This is a genomic window from Kibdelosporangium phytohabitans (assembly GCF_001302585.1).
Classification (GTDB): Bacteria; Actinomycetota; Actinomycetes; order Mycobacteriales; family Pseudonocardiaceae; genus Kibdelosporangium; species Kibdelosporangium phytohabitans.
This window is the reverse complement of sequence record NZ_CP012752.1, coordinates 2,603,625-2,617,716: the sequence shown is the minus strand read 5'-3', so window position 1 is coordinate 2,617,716 and position 14,092 is coordinate 2,603,625. Positions and strand designations below refer to the sequence as shown.

17 protein-coding genes are annotated in these 14,092 nt (G+C 69.2%); 12 read left to right on the top strand and 5 right to left on the bottom strand.

Annotated elements, in window-relative coordinates; all coding sequences use genetic code 11:
- Positions 1 to 4 precede the first annotated feature (4 nt).
- Positions 5 to 1,222, bottom strand: a complete 1,218-nt coding sequence (gene hemW / locus AOZ06_RS11965; protein WP_054289504.1) for a radical SAM family heme chaperone HemW — start codon at positions 1,220 to 1,222, stop codon at positions 5 to 7.
- Between the two features lie 301 nt (positions 1,223 to 1,523).
- On the opposite strand from hemW, the gene AOZ06_RS11960 reads away from it, so the two are divergent.
- From AOZ06_RS11960 to AOZ06_RS11915, 10 genes are read left to right on the top strand one after another with little or no spacing between them, the layout of a single operon-like run.
- Positions 1,524 to 3,206 (top strand): nitrite/sulfite reductase, encoded by a 1,683-nt coding sequence (locus AOZ06_RS11960; RefSeq protein ID WP_054289503.1) that lies wholly within the window; start codon positions 1,524 to 1,526, stop codon positions 3,204 to 3,206.
- Positions 3,203 to 3,358 (top strand): hypothetical protein, encoded by a 156-nt coding sequence (locus tag AOZ06_RS59815; RefSeq protein ID WP_033382711.1) that lies wholly within the window; start codon positions 3,203 to 3,205, stop codon positions 3,356 to 3,358. The genes AOZ06_RS11960 and AOZ06_RS59815 overlap by 4 nt, the downstream gene beginning before the upstream one ends.
- Positions 3,355 to 4,053, top strand: coding sequence for a phosphoadenylyl-sulfate reductase (locus AOZ06_RS11950; protein WP_054289502.1), 699 nt, complete (start codon positions 3,355 to 3,357; stop codon positions 4,051 to 4,053). Before AOZ06_RS59815 ends, AOZ06_RS11950 begins: the two co-directional genes overlap by 4 nt.
- A gap of 12 nt (positions 4,054 to 4,065) precedes the next feature.
- Positions 4,066 to 4,977, top strand: coding sequence for a sulfate adenylyltransferase subunit CysD (gene cysD / locus AOZ06_RS11945; protein ID WP_054289501.1), 912 nt, complete (start codon positions 4,066 to 4,068; stop codon positions 4,975 to 4,977).
- Positions 4,977 to 6,266 (top strand): sulfate adenylyltransferase subunit 1, encoded by a 1,290-nt coding sequence (locus AOZ06_RS11940; protein WP_054289500.1) that lies wholly within the window; start codon positions 4,977 to 4,979, stop codon positions 6,264 to 6,266. Before cysD ends, AOZ06_RS11940 begins: the two co-directional genes overlap by 1 nt.
- A gap of 34 nt (positions 6,267 to 6,300) precedes the next feature.
- A complete protein-coding gene (locus AOZ06_RS11935) occupies positions 6,301 to 7,353 on the top strand; it encodes an ABC transporter substrate-binding protein (RefSeq protein WP_054289499.1) in 1,053 nt (350 codons plus the stop codon).
- Between the two features lie 10 nt (positions 7,354 to 7,363).
- The gene (locus AOZ06_RS11930) at positions 7,364 to 8,149 is read left to right on the top strand and encodes an ABC transporter ATP-binding protein (RefSeq protein WP_054289498.1); all 786 of its coding nucleotides are present in this window, start codon (positions 7,364 to 7,366) and stop codon (positions 8,147 to 8,149) included.
- Entirely contained in the window at positions 8,136 to 9,014 is an 879-nt protein-coding gene (locus AOZ06_RS11925; protein WP_054289497.1) for an ABC transporter permease, read from the top strand. The genes AOZ06_RS11930 and AOZ06_RS11925 overlap by 14 nt, the downstream gene beginning before the upstream one ends.
- Positions 9,011 to 9,748, top strand: coding sequence for a sirohydrochlorin chelatase (locus tag AOZ06_RS11920; RefSeq protein WP_236952186.1), 738 nt, complete (start codon positions 9,011 to 9,013; stop codon positions 9,746 to 9,748). The genes AOZ06_RS11925 and AOZ06_RS11920 overlap by 4 nt, the downstream gene beginning before the upstream one ends.
- A 41-nt stretch (positions 9,749 to 9,789) precedes the next feature.
- Positions 9,790 to 10,281 carry a GNAT family N-acetyltransferase gene (locus AOZ06_RS11915; RefSeq protein ID WP_054289496.1) on the top strand — a complete coding sequence of 164 codons (492 nt, stop codon included), beginning with the start codon at positions 9,790 to 9,792 and terminating at the stop codon, positions 10,279 to 10,281.
- Here the strand turns inward: AOZ06_RS11915 and AOZ06_RS11910 are convergent.
- Together AOZ06_RS11910 and AOZ06_RS11905 are read right to left on the bottom strand one after the other, a co-directional pair.
- Positions 10,259 to 11,017, bottom strand: a complete 759-nt coding sequence (locus AOZ06_RS11910; protein WP_054289495.1) for an enoyl-CoA hydratase-related protein — start codon at positions 11,015 to 11,017, stop codon at positions 10,259 to 10,261. The genes AOZ06_RS11915 and AOZ06_RS11910 overlap by 23 nt on opposite strands.
- A 60-nt stretch (positions 11,018 to 11,077) precedes the next feature.
- The gene (locus tag AOZ06_RS11905; RefSeq protein WP_054289494.1) at positions 11,078 to 11,707 is read right to left on the bottom strand and encodes a hypothetical protein; all 630 of its coding nucleotides are present in this window, start codon (positions 11,705 to 11,707) and stop codon (positions 11,078 to 11,080) included.
- 603 nt (positions 11,708 to 12,310) lie between these two features.
- On the opposite strand from AOZ06_RS11905, the gene AOZ06_RS11900 reads away from it, so the two are divergent.
- Positions 12,311 to 12,598, top strand: a complete 288-nt coding sequence (locus AOZ06_RS11900; RefSeq protein WP_157232980.1) for a hypothetical protein — start codon at positions 12,311 to 12,313, stop codon at positions 12,596 to 12,598.
- Positions 12,599 to 12,600: 2 nt separating this feature from the next.
- The gene (locus tag AOZ06_RS58825) at positions 12,601 to 13,377 is read left to right on the top strand and encodes a helix-turn-helix transcriptional regulator (protein ID WP_054289492.1); all 777 of its coding nucleotides are present in this window, start codon (positions 12,601 to 12,603) and stop codon (positions 13,375 to 13,377) included.
- Here AOZ06_RS58825 and AOZ06_RS11890 read toward each other — a convergent pair.
- Positions 13,355 to 13,615, bottom strand: coding sequence for a barstar family protein (locus tag AOZ06_RS11890; RefSeq protein WP_054289491.1), 261 nt, complete (start codon positions 13,613 to 13,615; stop codon positions 13,355 to 13,357). The two genes, AOZ06_RS58825 and AOZ06_RS11890, sit on opposite strands and share 23 nt — an antisense overlap.
- Positions 13,616 to 13,617: 2 nt before the next feature.
- On the bottom strand, positions 13,618 to 14,088 hold the full coding sequence (locus AOZ06_RS11885) for a guanyl-specific ribonuclease (protein ID WP_054289490.1): 471 nt from the start codon (positions 14,086 to 14,088) through the stop codon (positions 13,618 to 13,620).
- Positions 14,089 to 14,092 lie beyond the last annotated feature (4 nt).

The window sequence follows — 14,092 nt, the reverse complement described above, 5'->3', positions numbered from 1 at the left end:
CGGCTCAGGGCAGCAGGCGGCGCACGATCCCGTCGGCGAGCAGGCGCCCCTCGTCGGTCAGCACAGCACGGCCCGCGTCGAACGCGCCCTGGCTGAGCAGACCGTCGGACACCGCCGCCTTCGCCTCGGCCACCCCGGACTCGTCGAGGACACTCAGCGGAAGTCCTTCGACCAGGCGGAGTTCCAGCAACACGCGCTCAACCCGACGGTCCTCTTCGGACAACACCTCACGCGCGGCGGCAGGCGACTTGCCTTCCGCCAGCGTCTGCGCGTAGCGCGCTGGGTGCTTCACGTTCCACCACCGCACACCGCCGACATGGCTGTGCGCGCCGGGACCCGCGCCCCACCAGTCGTGCCCGCGCCAGTAGTTGAGGTTGTGCTGGCAGCGGCCCGCCGTGGACGCGGCCCAGTTGGACACCTCGTACCAGCGGAACCCGCTCGTCGACAGCACCGAGTCGACCTGCTCGTAGCGTTCGGCGAGCACGTCGTCGTCTGGCGAGGGCAGTTCGCCGCGCCGGATCCGCCGTTCCAGCGCCGTGCCCTCCTCGACGATCAACGCGTACGCCGACACGTGGTCGACTCCGGCGTCGAGCACGGCGTCCAGCGACGCCTGCAGGTCGTCGGGACGTTCACCAGGCGTGCCGTAGATCAGGTCGAGGTTCAGGTGCTCGAACCCGGCCGCCCGCGCCTCGGCCGCCGCGGCGACCGGGCGGCCGGGCGTGTGCTTGCGGTCCAGGATCCGCAGCACGTGCGGCGCCACGGACTGGGCGCCGAGCGACACCCGGGTGTACCCGGCGCGCAAGATCCCGGCGAAGAACTCCGGCGACGTGGACTCCGGGTTGGCCTCGGTGGTGACCTCCGCGCCGGACTTCAGGCCGAACGAGTCGCGGACCGCGTCCAGCACCGAGGCCAGTCCGCTCCCGCCCAGCAACGACGGTGTGCCGCCGCCCACGAAGACCGTGCTCACCGGCGGCGCCGATCCCAGCACCCGGGCAGCCAGGTCCAGCTCCCCGCGCAGGCCCTCCAGCCACGACTCCGGCGACGCGGACGTGCCCAGCTCACCGGCCGTGTACGTGTTGAAGTCGCAGTACCCGCAGCGGGTCGCGCAGAACGGCACGTGCACGTAGATCCCGAAGGGCCTGCCGCCCAGCCCGGCCAGCGCCTCGCGCGGCAGCGCGCCGTCGGCGGGGGCGGGATCGCCAGGGGGAAGTGTGGAGGCCACGCCCTTGATTCTCGCATCACCGGCCCAGGTCAAGCCTCCGTGACCCTCATCCCAGCATGCGGATGGCAGTAGACCACCTGATGGACGCGTGGCAGGCTGAGGCCATGTCTGCTGTCGTGCCGGTCCTCCTCGTGGCTCGTCGTCACGTGGATTTCCTGCGCGTCAACAGCGACTTGTGCCGGCGCTGACCCGTTCGCCGGAACAGTTGTTTCTTCACACCGGCGTCGGATACGCCGGTGTCCCCTCCTTCGGATGAGGTCGGGCCGGCGTGTGCGAGCGCCCCGATCCCGAAGGACGCCACATGGCTCCGCCAACCACCACCCCCAAGCGGGCCAAGCAGCGCCGGGGCGAGGGACAGTGGGCACTCGGTTACCGCGAACCGCTCAACCCGAACGAGCGCAGCAAGAAGGACGACAACCCGCTCAACGTCCGCGACCGGATCGAGAACGTCTACGCGCACGGCGGTTTCGACTCGATCGACCCCGCCGACCTGCGCGGCAGGTTCCGCTGGTACGGCCTCTACACCCAGCGCAAACCCGGCATCGACGGCGGCCGCACGGCCACGCTCGAGCCGGAGGAGCTGGACGACGAGTACTTCATGCTGCGCATCCGCATCGACGGCGGCGCGGTCACGACGCAGCAACTGGCCGTGATCGGCGAGATCTCCCAGACCTACGCCCGCGACACCGCGGACATCACCGACCGGCAGAACATCCAGTACCACTGGATCCGCATCGAGGACATGCCGGTGATCTGGCAGAAACTCGAAGCCGCCGGGATGACCACGATGGAGGCGTGCGGCGACAGCCCGCGTGTGATCCTCGGCTCACCCGTCGCGGGCATCTCCCGTGACGAAGTGATCGACGGCACACCGGCCATCGATGCGATCAAGAACACCTACATCGGTGACGAGGCGTTCTCGAACCTGCCGCGCAAGTTCAAGACCGCCATCTCCGGTCTGCAGGACGTCGCGCACGAGGTGCACGACGTGGCGTTCGTCGGGGTGGTGCACCCGGAGCACGGACCTGGTTTCGACGTGTGGGTCGGCGGTGGGTTGTCGACCAACCCGATGCTGGGCAAGCGGCTCGGCGCGTGGGTGCCGCTCGACGACGTGCCCAAGGTGTGGGAGGCGGTGATCAGCGTCTTCCGTGACTACGGCTACCGGAGGCTGCGGCACCGCGCCCGGATCAAGTTCCTCGTCGCCGACTGGGGTCCGGAGAAGTTCCGCGAGACCATGGAGGAGAAGTACCTCGGGTACAAGCTCCTCGACGGCCCCGCGCCGGAGGTCCCGGAGGTCGTTCTCGACCACATCGGCGTGCACGAGCAGAAGGACGGCCGGTTCTACGTCGGCGCCGCGCCGATCGCCGGGCGCGTCTCGGGCTCGACCCTCGTCGAGGTGGCCAAGGCCGCCGAACGCGCGGGTTCCACCAGGATCCGGTTCACCCCGCAGCAGAAGCTGCTCGTCCTGGACGTGGCCGACACCGAGGTCCCGGCGCTGAAGACCGAACTGACCAAGCTGGGCCTGCACACCGACCCGTCACCGTGGCGGCGCGGCGTGATGGCGTGCACCGGGATCGAGTTCTGCAAGCTGGCCATCGTCGAGACGAAGGCCCGCGCGGCGGACCTGGTCGCCGCGATGGAGCAGCGGCTGGCCGACGTCCAGGCGGGCGTCGAGCACCCGGTGACCGTGCACATCAACGGCTGCCCGAACTCCTGCGCCCGGATCCAGACCGCGGACATCGGCCTCAAGGGCCAGATCGTCACCGACGCGGACGGCAACCAGGTCGAGGGCTTCCAGGTGCACCTCGGCGGCGGGCTCGGCCTTGACGCCGGGTTCGGCCGGAAACTGCGTGGCCACAAGGTGACCGCGACCGAACTGGCCGACTACGTCGAGCGGCTCGTGCGCAACTACCTCAAGGAGCGCTCCGACGGTGAGCGGTTCGCGCAGTGGGTGCAGCGCGCCGACGAGGCTGATCTGAAATGAGCGAGCGGGCCACTCCTTTCTATTGCCCTTACTGCGGTGACGAGGACCTTCGCCCGCAGGAGGAGCCGCACGCGGCCTGGTTGTGCACGGGGTGCCGCCGCGTGTTCGTCGTCAAGTTCGTCGGGATCTCAGTGGGGCAGGTGTCCAAGTGACCACAGCGACCGAGGAGTTGAGAGATCTGGCGGAGAAGGCGTCGGCCGAACTGGCCGACGCGAGTGCCGCCGAGGCGTTGGAGTGGACCGCGCGGACGTTCGGCGACAGCTGGATCCTGGCCTCCAACATGCAGGACGCGGTGCTGATCGACCTGGCGGCCAAGGCGAAGCCGGACTTCGACGTGCTGTTCCTGCAGACCGGCTACCACTTCCCGGAGACCATCGGTCTGCGGGACGCCGTCGCCGCGACCTACTCGGGCATCAACGTGGTCAACGCTCTGCCGGACAAGACCGTCGCGGAGCAGGACGCCGAGGAGGGCCCGGACCTGTGGCAGCGTGCGCCGGACCGGTGCTGCGCGATGCGCAAGGTCGTGCCGCTGCGGCGGACGTTGGCCAACTACGACGCGTGGGTCACCGGCGTGCGCCGGGTGGACGCGCCGACCAGGGCGGACACCCCGATCGTGCAGTGGGACGACCGCAACGGGCTGGTGAAGATCAACCCGATCGCCCCGTGGACCGACGAGGAGTTCCGCGAGTACATCGACCGCAACGGGATCCTGGAGAACCTGCTGGTGGCGGAGGGGTATCTGTCCATCGGCTGCGCGCCGTGCACGGCGAAGGTGGCGCCGGGCGCGGATCCCCGCAGCGGCCGGTGGGCGGGCCAGTCCAAGACCGAGTGCGGACTGCACGGCTGAGAAGGGGTATCTGTGACGCTCGCACTTGACCGGAAGACGGGGAACCTCGACGCGCTGGAATCGGAAGCGATCCACATCTTCCGCGAGGTGGCAGGCGAGTTCGACCGGCCGGTGATCCTGTTCTCCGGCGGCAAGGACTCGACACTGCTGCTGCACCTGGCGATCAAGGCCTTCTGGCCGGCGCCGGTGCCGTTCCCGCTGTTGCACGTGGACACCGGGCACAACTTCGAGGAGGTCATCGACTTCCGCGACCGGGTGGTGGCCAAACACGGCCTGCGCCTGCACGTCGCGCACGTCCAGGACTGGATCGACGACGGCAGGCTGACCGAACGCCCGGACGGCACCCGCAACCCGTTGCAGACCGTGCCGCTGCTGGACAGCATCACCGAGCAGAAGTTCGACGCGGTCTTCGGCGGTGGCCGCCGTGACGAGGAACGGGCGCGGGCCAAGGAACGGATATTCAGCTTGCGCAACGCGTTCGGCCAGTGGGAGCCGCGCAGGCAGCGTCCCGAATTGTGGAACCTGTACAACGGCAGGCACCGTCCGGGAGAGCATGTCCGGGTGTTCCCGCTGTCGAACTGGACCGAACTGGACGTCTGGAACTACATCGCTCGCGAGAAGATCGAGCTGCCGGACATCTACTACGCGCACGAGCGCGAGGTCTACCTGCGCGACGGCATGTGGCTCGCCGAAGGACCGTGGGGCGGTCCCCGTGCGGGCGAGACGCTGGAACGCCGGACGATCCGGTACCGCACAGTCGGTGACGGATCGTGCACCGGTGCGGTCGATTCGGACGCCAGGACCATTCAAGACGTGATCGCCGAGGTCGCCGCGTCCCGGCTGACCGAACGCGGCGCGACCCGCGCGGACGACCGGCTGTCCGAAGCGGCCATGGAGGATCGCAAACGGGAGGGGTACTTCTGATGAGCGATCTACTGCGGCTCGCGACCGCCGGCAGTGTGGACGACGGGAAGTCCACGCTGGTCGGACGGTTGCTGTACGACACGAAGTCGGTGCTGGCCGACCAGTTGGACGCGGTGCACCGCGCGAGCGCGGACCGCGGCCTGTCCACACCGGACCTGTCGCTGCTGGTGGACGGGCTGCGGTCGGAACGGGAACAGGGCATCACGATCGACGTGGCGTACCGGTACTTCGCCACGCCCAAGCGCTCCTTCGTACTCGCCGACACTCCCGGACACGTCCAGTACACGCGCAACACCGTGACGGGCGCTTCGACGGCGCAGCTGGGGATTCTGCTCGTCGACGCGCGTAACGGCGTCGTCGAGCAAACACGCAGGCACGCGGCGGTGCTCGCGTTGTTGGGAGTGCCGAGGCTGGTTCTGGCTGTCAACAAAATCGACCTGGTCGGCTACGACGAGTCGAGCTTCAAACGGACCGCCAAGGAATTCGCCGCGCATGCCGGCGCGTTGGGATACGCCGATTCCGAAGTGCTCACCATTCCGGTGTCGGCACTCGTCGGTGACAACGTGGTGGAACGGTCCGGCAACACGTCTTGGTATACCGGGCCGACGTTGCTGGAGTACTTGGAAACAGTTCCGGTGGAACCGGATCCGCACCATGTACCGTTCCGTTTCCCCGTGCAGTACGTGATTCGCCCACGTACTCCCGAGTATCCCGATTATCGCGGCTATGCCGGGCAGGTCGCCGCGGGGACCATCACGCCCGGCGAAGAGATCGTCGTGCTGCCATCCGGATCGCGCAGCATCGTCGAACGCATCGACACCCCGGACGGCGAACTGGCCGAAGCGACAGCCGGCCAGTCCGTCACCCTTGTCCTTTCCCACGATCTGGATATCTCGCGGGGGGACTTGATTTCTGTCGCGAGTGCTCCCCCGGTGGTCGCCGACGAGTTCGGGGCGACGCTGTGCTGGTTGGCGGACAAGGCTTTGCGCCCGAACGCACGGGTACTGGTGAAGCACGGGACAAAGACGACCCAGGCGTTCGTGACCGAATTGATCTCGCGTTTCGACGAACAAAAGCTGTCCAGTGTGGAGTTGCCCGAATCGTTGCAATTGAATGAGATCGGTCAGGTTAGGATTCGCACCGCGGAACCGTTGCCCGTTGACGACTACACCGCCAGTCGACGAACCGGGGCATTCCTGGTCATCGACGCGAGTGACGGAACCACATTGGCCGCAGGTCTCGTCGGCGCACCGTTGCCCGTCCGAGACGCATTCAACCCCGGACCCTGACTCCCTTTTTCGCCGTGCTTGAGAGGAAACGACCGTGAGCACAACTCGCACGCTTCGCTTACTGGCCGCCGCGACAGCGGCACTAGCCCTCGCAGCGGGGTGTTCACGAGCGGACAGCGGCAACGCACCGAAACAAGCGCAGGCCCAGGGACCAGCCGAGGTCCGGCTCGGCTACTTCCCGAACGTCACGCACGCGCCCGCGATCATCGGGCACAAGAAGGACTTCTACACCAAGGAACTGGGTTCGGCGAAGCTCTCGGTGACGAACTTCAACGCGGGCCCCGAGGAGGTCAACGCGCTGCTGGGCAAGTCGCTCGACATCGGCTTCATCGGCTCCGGCCCGGCGATCAACGCGTACACCAAGTCCAACGGCACGATCCAGCTGGTCTCCGGCGCGGTCTCGGCGGGCGCGCAACTGGTCACCAAGCCGGAGATCACCTCGGTCGACCAGCTGACCGGCAAGAACATCGCGACGCCGTCGCTGGGCAACACCCAGGACGTCTCGCTGAAGAAGCTGGTCAAAGAAAAGAACCTGAGCGGCGTCAAGATCACCAACCTGGACAACCCGAAGACGCTGGACGCGTTCCGCAAGGGCGAACTGGACGGCGCGTGGCTGCCTGAGCCGTGGTCGTCGCGGCTGGTGCTCGACGCGGGCGCGAAAGTGCTGCTCGACGAGAAGTCGCTGTGGCCGGACGGTCGTTTCCCGACCACGGTGATCATCGTGCGGCAGGAGTTCCTGCAGCAGTACCCGCAGACCGTGCAGGCGATCCTGCGTGGCCACGTGAACGCGATCGAGTGGGCGAAGGGCAACGACGCCGACGCGAAGAAGACGGTCAACGACGCGCTCAAGGAGCTGACCGGCAACGCGCTGAGCCAGCCGGTGCTCGACAGCTCGTTCAAGGCGATCGAGCTGACCACCGACCCGATCGCGTCGACGTTCCCGCAGCTGGCCAAGGACTCGGTCACGGCGGGGATCGTGAAGTCCGCCGCCGACCTGAAGGGTTTCCTCGACCTGGCCGCGCTCAACGAGGCGTTGAAGGCGACCGGCAAACCGGCGGTGGACGCCGCCGGACTGGACAAGAAGTAGGAGCACGGCAATGACCGCCACACTCAGCACTTCCGAGCATGTGCAGTCCGGTACCGCGGTGGAACTCTCGGCGGTGAGCAAGGTGTTCGGCCGCGGGCAGCAGGCCGTGGCGGCGCTGGACGGCGTGGACCTCACGGTCGCGCCGGGCGAGTTCGTCTGCCTGCTCGGCGCGTCCGGCTGCGGCAAGTCCACGCTGCTCAACCTGGTCGCCGGCCTGGACGCGCCGTCCGCGGGCGAGATCGTGCTGAACACGTCCCGGCCGGCGGTGATGTTCCAGGAAGCCGCGCTGATGCCGTGGCTGACCGCGGCCCGCAACATCGACCTGCCGCTGCGGCTCGCCGGGTTCGGCAAGGCCGACCGGCAGACCAAGGTGGCGGAACTGCTGGACCTGGTGCGGCTGAGCGGCGCCGGGACCAAGCGCCCGCACGAGCTTTCCGGCGGTATGCGGCAGCGTGTGGCGCTGGCGCGTTCGCTCGCCGCGACCCAGCGAGTGCAGGGCGCGGACGAGCCCGCCTTGTTGCTGATGGACGAGCCGTTCGCAGCGCTGGACGCGATCACGCGGGATGTGTTGCAGGGCGAGCTTCTGCGCGTGTACGAGCGGACCAACACCGCGGTTCTGTTCGTCACGCACGATGTCCGCGAGGCCGTGCGGCTCGGGCAGCGCGTGGTCCTGCTGTCGTCTCGGCCGGGCCGCGTCGTGCAGGAATGGTCCACCAAGCACGACTCGGACGGGTCGCTGACCGAGGAGATCACGGCACGGCTGCGCGAGGTGATCAGCACCCATGCCAAGTCCTGAAGTCCAGGACCTGTCGAAGGTCGAGGCCGGACTCGACGCGCTCGACACGCCGACCACCACGCAGACCGAGCCCCGCTGGCGGCGCGTCCTGCGTGCGGCACTGCCACCGGTGGTCGCGATGGTCGTGGTGATAGCGATCTGGCAGGTGCTGTGGGCGGCGGCCTTCTGGCCGGAGTTCCAGCTGCCCGCGCCGCTCGCGGTCTGGTCGAAGTTCGAGGACCTCGTCGGCACCGGCAAGATCTGGGAGGTGCTGTGGACCTCCATCCACCGCGCCGCGCTCGGATTCCTCGCCGCGGTCGTCATCGCCACGCCACTCGGCCTGCTGGTGGCCAAGGTCCGGCACGTGCGCGCCGCGATCGGCCCGCTGCTGAGCGGGTTGCAGTCGCTGCCGTCGGTGGCGTGGGTGCCCGCCGCGATCCTGTGGTTCGGCCTCAACGACGGGTCGATCTACTTCGTGGTGCTCGCCGGGTCGATCCCGTCGATCGCCAACGGCCTGGTGGCCGGGATCGACCAGATCCCGCCGATCCTGCCAAGGGTCGGCAAGACGCTCGGCGCTGGCAGGCTGGCCGCGGCCAGGTTCATCCTGCTGCCCGCGGCGCTGCCCGGCTACATCGCGGGCCTCAAACAGGGCTGGGCGTTCTCGTGGCGGTCGCTGATGGCGGCCGAACTGATCGCGCAGAGCCCCGACCTGGGCTTCGGGCTGGGCGCGTACCTCAACGAGGGCTCCAACTACAACGACATGGCCGAGGTGCTGACCGCGATCTTCCTGATCCTGATCGTCGGGATCGGCATCGACCTGCTGCTGTTCCGGCCGATCGAACGAGCCGTGCTGCGGGCGCGCGGCCTGACCGGAGCGTTGACGTGATCCCTCTTGTGGCGGTGGCCCACGGCAGCCGCGATCCCCGTTCCGCCGCGACCATCACCGCGCTGGTCGATGTGGTCAAGGGACTGCGGCCGGGGATGGACGCCCGTGTGTCCTTCATGGACCTCTCGGCTCCCCGGCTCGGCGACGTGCTCGCCGGGCTGCGGGGCCCGGTGGTCGTGGTGCCGCTGCTGCTGGGCCGGGCCTACCACGCGAAAGTGGACGTCCCGGCGCTCGTGCACGAGGCGGGCCTGCGCAATCCCCGGCTGTCGGTGACGGTGTCGGACGTCCTCGGCCCGTCGCCGTGGCTCGAATCGGCCGCGCTGCGCAGGCTGACCGCCGCGGGCGCGGCGTTCGACGACTCGTCGCTCGGTGTGGTCCTGGCAGGCGCGGGCTCGTCGGACGCCCGTGCCAACGCCCGCGTGGCGGCCATCGCCCGGCGGTGGTCGGTCCAATCAGGATGGTCCGGTGCGGTGGCGGCTTTCGCGGCCTCCGCCACCCCGGACGTCCCCTCGGCGGTCGCCGCGCTGCGCGAGCGCGGGGCGTCGCGCATCGCGGTGGCCTCGTGGTTCCTGGCGCCGGGCCTGTTGCCCGACCGGGTTTACGAGGCCGCGCTGGCGCTGGACCCGGACGCGCTGATCGCCGAGCCGCTCGGCGCGGACCCGGACGTCGCCGAGCTGATCCTGCACCGCTACGACGAGGCGCTGCAGAACCTGGACCTGGGGCGAACCGGCTGAACAGCGCGTAAATGCGTTGATCACGGCGCTAGCTTCGAAGCATGGAGCTGGTCACCGCCGATCCGCGGCTGCGGTTGCGGACACTGGACATGGCGGACGTCGAGGACTACTGGCGTCTGGTCGAGCACAACCGTGACCACCTCGGCAGGCACGGGGACTACGCGGAACTGCGGGCCGCGGACCGCGAGATGATCCGCGCCGGGTTCGCCCACCCGCTCGACGGCGAGTTCGCGCTGGGTATCCGGGTGGACGGTGACCTGGTCGGCGAGATGGTCCTCACCCCGGTCGATCCCCCGCGATACAGCCTCGGGTACTGGCTCGACGAGAAGGCGGTGGGCAACGGCTACGCCACCAACGCGGGCCGGGCGCTGCTGATGTGGGCGCGGGAGAACACCGGCATCACCGACGTCTACGCCGGGGTGACGTTCGGCAACCGGCCCAGCATCGCCGTGCTGGACCGGCTCGGCTTCACCGAGGTGTCCGATCAGGACACTTACACGCGCTACCGGCTCAGTCTCCGGGAACCCAGTTAGGCCTGCGCTTCTGCGCGAACGCGGTGATGCCCTCCTGGCCTTCCTCGCTGGCGAAGAACTCCGCGGACAGCTTCAGCATGGTCGCGAAGTCGCCGGGCTCGGAGCGCAGCAGCGCCTTGGTCGCGGCCAGCGCGACGGGCCCGCCGAGGACCAGCATGTCGGTGTAGCGCTTGACTTCGGCGTCCAGCTCGCCGGCGGGCACCGCGGAGTTGATCAGGCCGATGGTCGCGGCCCTGGTCGCGTCGAAGGTCTCACCGGTCAGGAACAGCTCGTGCGCGGCGCGTGGCAGCAGCCGGGGCAGCACGGTCACGGAGATCACCGCGGGCACGACGCCGATGCGGACCTCGGTGAACGCGAACGTCGCCGTGCTCGCGGCGATCGCGATGTCCGCGGCCGCGACGATGCCGACGCCGCCCGCACGGGCGGGCCCGGCGAGTTTGGCGACCACCGGCTTGGGGCCGGTGCGGATCTGGTCGAGGATCTCGGGGAACTCGTTGACGCCCTGGTCGCCCGCGGCGGCCCCGCCCGCTTCCTTGAGGTCCATGCCCGCGCAGAACACGGGCCCGGTGTGGTCGAGCACGATCACCCGGACGTCGTCGTCGTCGATCGCCGCGGACAGGTGCCCGCGCAGTTCGGCCCGCAGCTGCCGGGACAGGGCGTTGCGGTTGTGCGGGGAGTCGAGCGTGATGGTCGCGACGCCGCGGTCGACGGCAATGTGGACCAGTTCGTCAGCCATGGGATCAATAATGCACCGAGGGCCGCCCCGCGCCGGGTGGCCCTCGGCACACGCGTGGAATCAGCCGATGGTCGTGCTGGTCAGCACCGGGCTCGGGTTCGGGTACGCGACCGATGCGGCGTTGACCGGGAAGCCCAGCGCGATGATCACGGCGGTGAAGGTCAGGCCTGGGGCGTCGTAGCCGGTGCCCCCGAGTCTGGACTCGATCTTGCCGGACGAGCCCGCGGTCAGGTTGAGCGTCACCGTGGGCAGTTCGAACGCGGCGCCGCCCTTGAGCGGGCCGGCGACCTTGAGGACCACGTCGTTGCCCTCGCGGCCGATGGCCGGCGCGGCCGAGCCGAGCCCCGATCCGCCGCTCACGCTCGCCGAGACGAACGTGGCGTTGGCCGGGATCGGCATCTTGAGCGCGATCGTCTTGATCTCCCTGATCTGGTAGCCGCCACCCGACGACGGGACGGTGTTCGGTGCCGGGTCGATGGTCACCTTCACGGCGCCTCCGGGGGCGACACTCGCCGGTGCGGTCGAGTCGATGTCCTGGTTGAGCACGAGTTCCGCGGTCTGGCCGAGTGCCGAGGCACGGACCTGGTAGTTGATGGTCTGGACCGCCGCCGAAGCGGTCGCGCCCAGCGCGAGCAGGGGTGCGAGGGTGAACGCGGCCACCGTGGCCAGCCGCAGGGGAGCCAGCTTCATCGATGCCTCCTTGTAGGTGTTTGCCCTTCCAGTGTTCGTACCCGAGGGTAATTCACGTTTCAACACTGCGAGTTTCCCAGAGTATTCACACTGCTACCCAGAGTGGAAGACTTCGGCCGGACGGTGGTGCGGTTGCGACAACCCGCCCCACGATCGTTGGTCCGGACCGACAACGGCGTCACCGATCGGGCGCCGGTTCCCGCCCGCGCTACCATGGAGTGTCATTCTCCTTGCCGTACAAGGAGTTTCTCCAATGGGCGAACCACGACCGGAGATCGGCGACCCGTGGCCGCTCGTGGGACGCGACCGGCAGCTGTCAGCGCTCACTCCGCCGAGCGCGGCGGGGTGGTGCTCGTCGGCGCAGCGGGTTTCGGCAAGCCGAGACTCGCCCGGGAAGCGTTGGCATGACTGGTATCCGGCGGACGCAGGACCGAGTGGGTCACTGCGACCCGTGGGCGCGGCGATCCCGTTCGGCGCGGTCTCACACCTGTTGCCGCGACTGGACAACGACAGCCGGTTGAGCGTGCTGCAACGGAAAACGAAGGCCGCAGGCTGGTCGCCCGGCTGTCGCAACCGCTGTACGGCGAGGTGATCCGGTCCGCCATGGCCACCTCCCGCGCGCGTGCCGTCGCGGCGCAACTGGCGGACGCGATGACAGCGACCCCGATGCGCCGCAGGGACGACGCGCTGCGCGTGGGCGCGCCGCGTCTGCAGTCCGGCCGGACCGGTGACCCGAGAATCCTGCTGGAAGCCGCGAACCAGGCCAAGGACTGGTTCGGCCACGCACTGGCCAACGGCTCGCCCGGTCGGCGCACGACTCGGGCGCGGGCTGGGCGGCCGAGCAACTGCTGGCCGAAGTCCTGCTGGACCACGGCCGGTACGAGGAACTGACCGTGCCCGGCTCACCGGCCGGGGAAACCGGCGACCGGGTCCACGTGCGCTGGGCGATCAGCCGTGCCGCGCTGCGAGAAGTCCTGGCGCTGCTGCCCAACTACGACACGTTCCGGCTCGCCGCGACCTGCCTCGCCGAACTCGCCGGCGCCCGCGCGCTGGCCGGTGACCACCGCCAGGCGGCTCGGCTGCCGGCGCGGGCGGACTCACCGGCCCGGCTCGGCGGCCTGCCGACCACGGAGGTGTTCGCGTTGTACGACGCCGCCCGGTTGGGCGACGCCCGTTCGGTCTACATCAGACTGTCCGGGCTGGCGGGCGAATTGACCTGCGAGGTCGGCACGGCACTGGCCGACGCCGCCCGCGCACTTGGCAGGCAACGACGTCGAACGGCTGATCCGCGCCGCGGACACGTTCGAACGCCTGGGTATGTTGCCTGCACGCCGCCGAAGCGACGGTCACCGCCGCACGCCTGGCCCACGAAGCCGGGTCGCACCCCCGCGCGGCCACCGCGACGTCACGCGCCAACAAACCTGATGCGAGGCCTGCCCATGGCACGGACACCCATGCTGGCGGCCACCGGTCTGCCCGCGATGCTCACGCCACGCGAACGGGAAGTCGCCCTGCTGGCCGCGCAGGGACAGTCCAGCCGCAGGCTCGCGGCCCGGCTGAACCTGTCGGTGCGGACCGTGGACAACTACCTCGGCCGCGCGTACACCAAGCTCGGCGTCACCAGCCGCACCGGACTGGGGCCGTTGCTCACGCCTCAAGCACGAGCGTGAGCCGGTCGGCGCTGCCGAGGATGTCGACGAACTCCTCGTAGTTGGCCGGGTCGGCCTTCCGCAGGGTCTGCGGCGAGTGCCAGACCAGCGTGTGCGTGCCCGGCGGCAGGTCGTTGACCACGTCGGCCAGCGCGTCCAGGTTGTGTCCGAAGTAGTCGGGGAAACTCATCGCCTTGGCGAGCGCGTCCAGCATCGCCGCCTTGCTGCGGATCCCGCTGCCGTCCAGCACGTACTTCATCGTCACTTCCCCGGGTCCACGAGCACGAACGAGTCGTAGTGGTTCTCGGTGTAGTAGAGCTCACGTTCCTTGCCGTAGATGAGCCTGCGGGCACCGCGGTCCCTGCTGCCGGGCGTCGGAACGGTGTACTCGTGGTAGTACTCCCTGGCCTTGGCGGGCAGGCGCTTCTCCCGGTTCTCGAACACCACGCCGTCCCGGTCGTACGGGTACGGGCCGCCTTTCTCGATCAGCCGCCAGGTGGTCGTCGCCTCCTGCGGGAGCTTCGAGAGCGCCGTGACCCGCAGACCGGAGTCCTGGCCGGGAACAGCGGCGCCCTGGCCACCCGGTTTCGCCGACTGCGACGCGGGAGCCGTGCCTGCAGGCCCGCTGTCGCCGGGTGCCGGGTCGGAGCCGACCTCGCGGATCAGCCAGCCGGCCACCACCAGGAGGACCAGTCCGACCAGGGCGAACGTGATGCGTTTGCGCGACCCCATGGGG

Bases quoted from the DNA above. Each gene is read 5' to 3' on its own strand.
- AOZ06_RS11960 (WP_054289503.1), top strand. From the start codon at position 1,524: ATGGCTCCGCCAACCACCACCCCCAAGCGGGCCAAGCAGCGCCGGGGC.
- AOZ06_RS59815 (WP_033382711.1), top strand. From the start codon at position 3,203: ATGAGCGAGCGGGCCACTCCTTTCTATTGCCCTTACTGCGGTGACGAG.
- AOZ06_RS11940 (WP_054289500.1), top strand. From the start codon at position 4,977: ATGAGCGATCTACTGCGGCTCGCGACCGCCGGCAGTGTGGACGACGGG.
- AOZ06_RS11930 (WP_054289498.1), top strand. From the start codon at position 7,364: ATGACCGCCACACTCAGCACTTCCGAGCATGTGCAGTCCGGTACCGCG.
- AOZ06_RS11925 (WP_054289497.1), top strand. From the start codon at position 8,136: ATGCCAAGTCCTGAAGTCCAGGACCTGTCGAAGGTCGAGGCCGGACTC.
- AOZ06_RS11915 (WP_054289496.1), top strand. From the start codon at position 9,790: ATGGAGCTGGTCACCGCCGATCCGCGGCTGCGGTTGCGGACACTGGAC.
- AOZ06_RS11910 (WP_054289495.1), bottom strand. From the start codon at position 11,017: ATGGCTGACGAACTGGTCCACATTGCCGTCGACCGCGGCGTCGCGACC.
- AOZ06_RS11905 (WP_054289494.1), bottom strand. From the start codon at position 11,707: ATGAAGCTGGCTCCCCTGCGGCTGGCCACGGTGGCCGCGTTCACCCTC.
- AOZ06_RS11900 (WP_157232980.1), top strand. From the start codon at position 12,311: ATGGCCACCTCCCGCGCGCGTGCCGTCGCGGCGCAACTGGCGGACGCG.
- AOZ06_RS11890 (WP_054289491.1), bottom strand. From the start codon at position 13,615: ATGAAGTACGTGCTGGACGGCAGCGGGATCCGCAGCAAGGCGGCGATG.
- AOZ06_RS11885 (WP_054289490.1), bottom strand. From the start codon at position 14,088: ATGGGGTCGCGCAAACGCATCACGTTCGCCCTGGTCGGACTGGTCCTC.